Raw genomic sequence first — 5,426 nt, 5'->3', positions numbered from 1 at the left:
ACCCCTTNAAATAACAGAGGGATGGAATATTAATGCCCTGATCACGGGCTGCCTCCAGCACGGTGGTGCCTTTGACGATTTCCTTCTCGGCCCCATCGATCATTATTTTAATCGTGTTCAACCTGATCACTCCTATCGTCAGACTATCGCTACCGCTTTGAACTTGCACACATCGAAGCAGACGCCGCATTTAATGCAGGTTGCCTTATCGATGACATACGGTTCCTTCACTTTGCCGGAAATCGCATCGCTTGGGCATTTCCGGGCACAGAGACTGCAGCCGCGGCACAGCTCAGCATCGATTTCATAGGAGATCAGGGATTTGCAGACACCGGCCGGACATTTGCTGTCCGTAATATGAGCCATATATTCATCGCGGAAATATTTAATGGTCGATAATACCGGGTTGGGAGCCGTCTGCCCTAACGCACACAGAGAGGCGTTCTTAATCTGCAGCGACAGCTGCTCCAAATTCTCGAGATCCTCCAGCGTCCCTTTGCCTTCGGTAATCTTATCGAGCATCTCAAGCAGCCGTTTGGTACCGATCCGGCAAGGCGTGCATTTACCGCATGATTCGTCACGGGTGAAGTCCAGATAGAACCGGGCGACATCCACCATGCAGGTATCCTCATCCATAATGATCATTCCACCGGAGCCCATCATGGAACCCAGACTGGTCAGTGTATCAAAATCAATGGTGCAGTCCAAATGCTCTTCGGTCAGGCATCCGCCCGACGGGCCTCCGGTTTGCACGGCCTTGAATTTTTTGCCGCCGGGAATCCCGCCGCCAATTTCAAAGATGACCTCGCGCAGCGTAATGCCCATCGGAACCTCAACCAACCCGGTATTCACAACCTTGCCTCCGAGTGCAAACACCTTGGTGCCCTTCGATTTCTCGGTTCCGATACTGGCGTACCACTCTGCGCCGTTCAGAATAATCTGAGCAATATTAGCAAGCGTTTCCACATTATTGATGATCGTCGGCATCCCCCACAATCCTTCAACAGCCGGGAAGGGAGGCTTAGGTGTCGGCATCCCCCGGTGGCCTTCAATGGAGTGAATCAAAGCGGTTTCCTCACCGCAGACAAACGCTCCCGCGCCAAGGCGCACATCAATGTTAAAGGTAAAGCCGGTGCCAAAAATATCATCGCCCAGCAGCCCGTACTCGCGTGCCTGATCCAGCGCTTTGGTAAACCGCTGTACCGCGATAGGATATTCTGCACGGACATAGATGAACCCCTGGTTCGCACCAATGGCATACCCGGCAATGGCCATCGCTTCGATGACCGAGTGCGGATTACCTTCCAGGATCGAACGGTCCATGAATGCTCCCGGATCACCCTCGTCGGCATTGCAGATGACATATTTCTGCGGTTTGTTCTGTTTGGCCGCGAACTCCCACTTCAGACCGGTGAGGAAGCCGCCGCCGCCGCGTCCCCGCAGCCCGGACTGCTTAACCGTGTCAATCACTTGCTCGCGGCTCATCGTCGTAAGCACCTGGGCAAGCGCCTTGTAACCGTCACTGGCAATGTACTCATCTATGAGTTCGGGATCAATGGTGCCGCAGTTGCGCAGCGCGATCCGAACTTGTTTTTTATAAAAGTCTGTTTCCTCAAAGCTCATGATTTCTTCGCCATGCCGGGTCTTTTCGTATATTTTCTTGTCATAAGGCTTGCCGTTCATCAAATGCTGCTCCACCAGAGCAGGAATGTCCTTCACCTCCACCCGGCTGTAAAAAATACCTTCCGGATAGACGATTACGACTGGTCCCAGCTCACAAAGGCCGAAACAGCCCGTTCGTACGACCTCCACCTGGCTCTCAATCCCGTGGCTGGATATTTCCTGCTCCAAAGCGGCGATGATGGTATTAGAATCCGAGGATGTGCATCCTGTACCGCCGCACACCATCACTGATCTGAATGTAATGGACTCGCCGGAGGCCCCGGTGATTCTCCGGTTATCCAGACGGCTCTGCGTAAGCGTGCGGATAGCATCAAGATCCGTTAACAGCTTCATGCCAATACCTCCCGTTAAAAATGTGCGTGAATTGCCGGGAATTACTTGTACTCATTTAGAATTTTCGGAACGGCATTAGGCACTAGGCGTCCATGCACTTTCTCTCCGATCGTCATGACAGGGGCGAGTCCACAGGCTCCCAGACAGCGTGTCGCTTCCAGCGTAAATTTGTTGTCCTCTGTCGTTCCTTGCACAGGAACCTTAAGCTCTGTACTGAGCCGGTCCAGCACCGCTTGAGCCCCTTTGATGTAGCAGGCGGTTCCCATGCAGACATGAATCACATTCTCTCCTTTCGGAGTCAGGGAAAAGAAATGATAAAACGAAGCAACCCCATAAATTTCACTTAAGGGCAGGTTCAGCTCTTCTGAAACCACCTGGAGCACAGGCTCCGGCAAAAACCCGTAAATATCTTGCACTTCATGAAGTACAGGGATCAAAGCACCCTTCATGAGTTTGAACTGCTCGATGGCGTGTTTCACTTTCTCCAGCTTCTCATCGGCTTCGGCAATGTCGGCGCTTGAGCAGGTTTGTTGTTGTTCCATTTGGCAGGCTCCCTTCCATCCAGATTAGAGCAGCGCATTTTCATGTCTGAGCTTCAACCGGCTCCAGCGGCGTTCGATTTCATTCTCAAAATCCTGCAGCAGCTCGGTATCCTTCACCAGATGCTTCGTTTTACCCATGCGTTTCAGCCAGTCAACCGCCGGGATCCGCTTGCCCTTCTCTTCCGGATTATAGGTAATGCGGGTAATGCCCTGTTCAATCTCATACAGCGGGAAGAAGCAGGAATCCACAGCCGCCTTCACCAGCTCATTGCCTTGGTCATCCGGTGTCTTCCAGTTGAGCGGGCAGGCACAGAGGATTTTGCCATAGGCAGTGCCTACGTTATTCGCATACCACTGGGCTTTAGCCGCTTTTTGCAGCAGATCCTGCGGATTGCTCTCTACACCGGTAAACACGTAAGGAATATTGCAGGCAGCCAGTATTTGTGCGGTGTCCTTGTGGTGGCCTTTTTTTCCCTTTTGCGTTTGGCCCACACCGGAGGTGCTGGTCATGTGTCCCATCGGGGTACTATAGGACAGCTGGGAACCGGTGTTCATATAGCCTTCATTGTCATACTCCAGAATGATCATTTTATGGTTGCGCAGGGCTGCACCTACGGTTGCCCCCATCCCGATATCCATACCGCCGTCACCGGAGACCATCACAAAGGTAACATCGTCAGCAACCTGGATTTCCCCGCGCCGTTTAAGCTCATAGAATGCATCCACCATCCCGGCCAGCGTAGCTGCACCATTCTGGAAAAGGTTGTGCACGAAGGTCTGTTTATGAGAGGAATATGGATAGCTCGCAGTGACCACATAAGCGCAGCCCGTCTGGAACAGCACGACCATATCGCCTTCGATGCCCTTGAAGAACAGCTCCAGAGCGGAAAGCGCGCCGCAGCCGGGGCAGGCGCCATGTCCGGGAGCTAAACGATGAGGCTTCACGGTCAATTGGCGCAGCGGCGGCAGCTTCACTTTGAGCAGACCCGTTTCTTCGTTTTGTGTAACCTGGATCAGTCCGGTTTTAAATGCATTGCCATGCAGCGGTTCGATCACCGGCGCGATAGCATCCTTCTCTTCACCGGGATAATAGCCGTAATAGTCAAAAGGCAGCTCAGCACTGCCCTTTTCGGCGGCATCTATAGCCAGCTGGAAGAAAGCTGCCGCATCATCTGCATAGAAGTCCTTGCCGCCAAGGCCAAAGATCCGCGAGAGAATGATGGTTTTGTTGTCAGGATCAATTTGCAGCGCCGAACGGATTTCATGTGTCAGATTGCCGCCTTGGGCACCGTAAGAGTCCGCGCGTTCACCGACAAGTAGAGCTTTGACATTCTTAAGTGCAGTGCGCAGCTCTTCTGCCGGAAATGGCCGGATGATATTCGGGCGGATCAGTCCTGCTTTGATCCCTTTTGCACGTAAGGCGTCTACTGTATCTTTAGCTGTCTCACCGGCAGAATTGAGCAGAAACACAGCATATTCAGCATCTTCCATTCGGTACAGATCGAGAACTTTATATTCACGTCCGGACAAAAGCGCATATTCCCGGGCAACTTCGCTGTATACTTCTCCTGCCTTTTCCAGCGCCTCGGACAGCTGATAATGGTTGTTAAGAAGATCATCGCCGCCCATATGCGCGCCTATGGTCACCGGATGAGCCGGATCAGACACATTCGCATAAGCGTGATTCGGATTGGGTCCGACAAACTGCTGAACTACTCCGTTATCCTCGAAATATTTTACTTTGCGTTTTTGGTGGGAGGTGAAGAAGCCGTCATAGGCCACAATTACAGGCAGCCGGACTTTTGAGTGTTCGGCAATCTTGAGTGCCATAATGTTCATATCGTATACAGCTTGAGGTGTGCTGGCTGTCAGGATGACCCAGCCGGTATTCAGGCCGTAATAAAGGTCGGAATGATCGCCGCGGATATCCAGCGGACCGCTGACCGCGCGGGTAACAAGATTTAGGACCATTGGAAAGCGAGTGCCCGACTGGGTAGGCAGCTGCTCAAGCATATACAGAAACCCTTGCGAGCTGGTGGCGTTGATGACCCGTGCTCCAGCCATAGCCGCGCCGTAACAGATGCCGGCGGAGCCGTGTTCGCCGTCCGCTGCGACCAGCTGAATATCATGCTGCCCGCGGGCCTTCATCTGATCGAGATATTGGGCCACCTCGGTGGACGGAGTGATCGGGAAGTAGCCCATCATGTGGTAGTTGATCTGTGCGGCTGCTGTAGCCGCCATTTCGTTGCCGGATTCAAAGCATGTGACCTGCTCGGCAGGTACAGCATCAGTTAATTTATTTTCACTAACAGCCATTAGTAGGTTCCTCCTTCTTCATTTAACAGAACACTTGGGCAACACGGTTCAGTTCAGCATAGCCGGGTTCTTCGCGTAGGCTGGTCAGCGCATCAGAAGGGCAGGCTTCGACGCATTTCAGGCAGCCCTTACAATATTGATAATCAATGCCCCGCAGAACCTGCTGCAGGCGGCCGCGCTTGTCTTCTGCCGATTCCCATACGAAGCAATAGTCAGGGCAGACATTATCGCAGGCAGCGCAATTGATGCATTTCCCGGCATGAAACTCCGTCAGCAGCCCGGCGCGGGAACCGCCCAGATCCTTGAGAATGCTATTGCCTTGTGCGGCGATCACTCCGCCTGGCAATTGCGTTTTGTAACCAAGCAAGGATTGTACACGTTTAAAAGGTTTAATCAGCGAGCCTTCCGGTACGTCATACGTTTTGAATTGCACCTCATTGTAGCCCCGGTCGAAAGTGCGGAGGTTGGGCTCCACAAGCTGCGGATATTTCTTCTCGAACGTTCTGCGGATAACGGTACGCATCGCCTCGGGATCGAGGAAATCACAAATAC

The 5,426-nt window shown here is 52.8% G+C and carries 5 protein-coding genes; all 5 read right to left on the bottom strand.

The genetic code is table 11. The features are described 5' to 3' along the window. Positions 1-103, bottom strand: a 103-nt coding sequence (locus AQR02_RS34005) for a 2Fe-2S iron-sulfur cluster-binding protein (protein ID WP_245237600.1), incomplete at its 3' end; no start/stop codon positions are given. Between the two features lie 35 nt (positions 104-138). Then, complete coding sequence (nuoF, locus tag AQR02_RS10700) at positions 139-2,016, bottom strand: NADH-quinone oxidoreductase subunit NuoF (protein WP_187388775.1); 1,878 nt, start codon at positions 2,014-2,016, stop codon at positions 139-141. A gap of 41 nt (positions 2,017-2,057) precedes the next feature. Then, positions 2,058-2,558 carry an NADH-quinone oxidoreductase subunit NuoE gene (gene nuoE, locus AQR02_RS10695; protein WP_054940549.1) on the bottom strand — a complete coding sequence of 167 codons (501 nt, stop codon included), beginning with the start codon at positions 2,556-2,558 and terminating at the stop codon, positions 2,058-2,060. 24 nt (positions 2,559-2,582) lie between these two features. After that, positions 2,583-4,874 carry a thiamine pyrophosphate-dependent enzyme gene (locus AQR02_RS10690; protein ID WP_054940548.1) on the bottom strand — a complete coding sequence of 764 codons (2,292 nt, stop codon included), beginning with the start codon at positions 4,872-4,874 and terminating at the stop codon, positions 2,583-2,585. A 22-nt stretch (positions 4,875-4,896) separates the two neighbouring features. Continuing rightward, on the bottom strand, positions 4,897-5,426 hold a 530-nt coding region (locus AQR02_RS34000), incomplete at its 5' end, for a 4Fe-4S dicluster domain-containing protein (RefSeq protein WP_245237307.1).

Origin of the sequence: Paenibacillus ihuae (assembly GCF_001368795.1) — a bacterium.
Lineage (GTDB): Bacteria > Bacillota > Bacilli > Paenibacillales > Paenibacillaceae > Paenibacillus_AQ > Paenibacillus_AQ ihuae.
Note: the sequence above shows the minus strand (reverse complement) of the source record. Positions and strands in the feature narration are given on the sequence as shown.

Bases quoted from the DNA above. Each gene is read 5' to 3' on its own strand.
- nuoE (WP_054940549.1), bottom strand. From the start codon at position 2,558: ATGGAACAACAACAAACCTGCTCAAGCGCCGACATTGCCGAAGCCGAT.
- nuoF (WP_187388775.1), bottom strand. From the start codon at position 2,016: ATGAAGCTGTTAACGGATCTTGATGCTATCCGCACGCTTACGCAGAGC.
- AQR02_RS10690 (WP_054940548.1), bottom strand. From the start codon at position 4,874: ATGGCTGTTAGTGAAAATAAATTAACTGATGCTGTACCTGCCGAGCAG.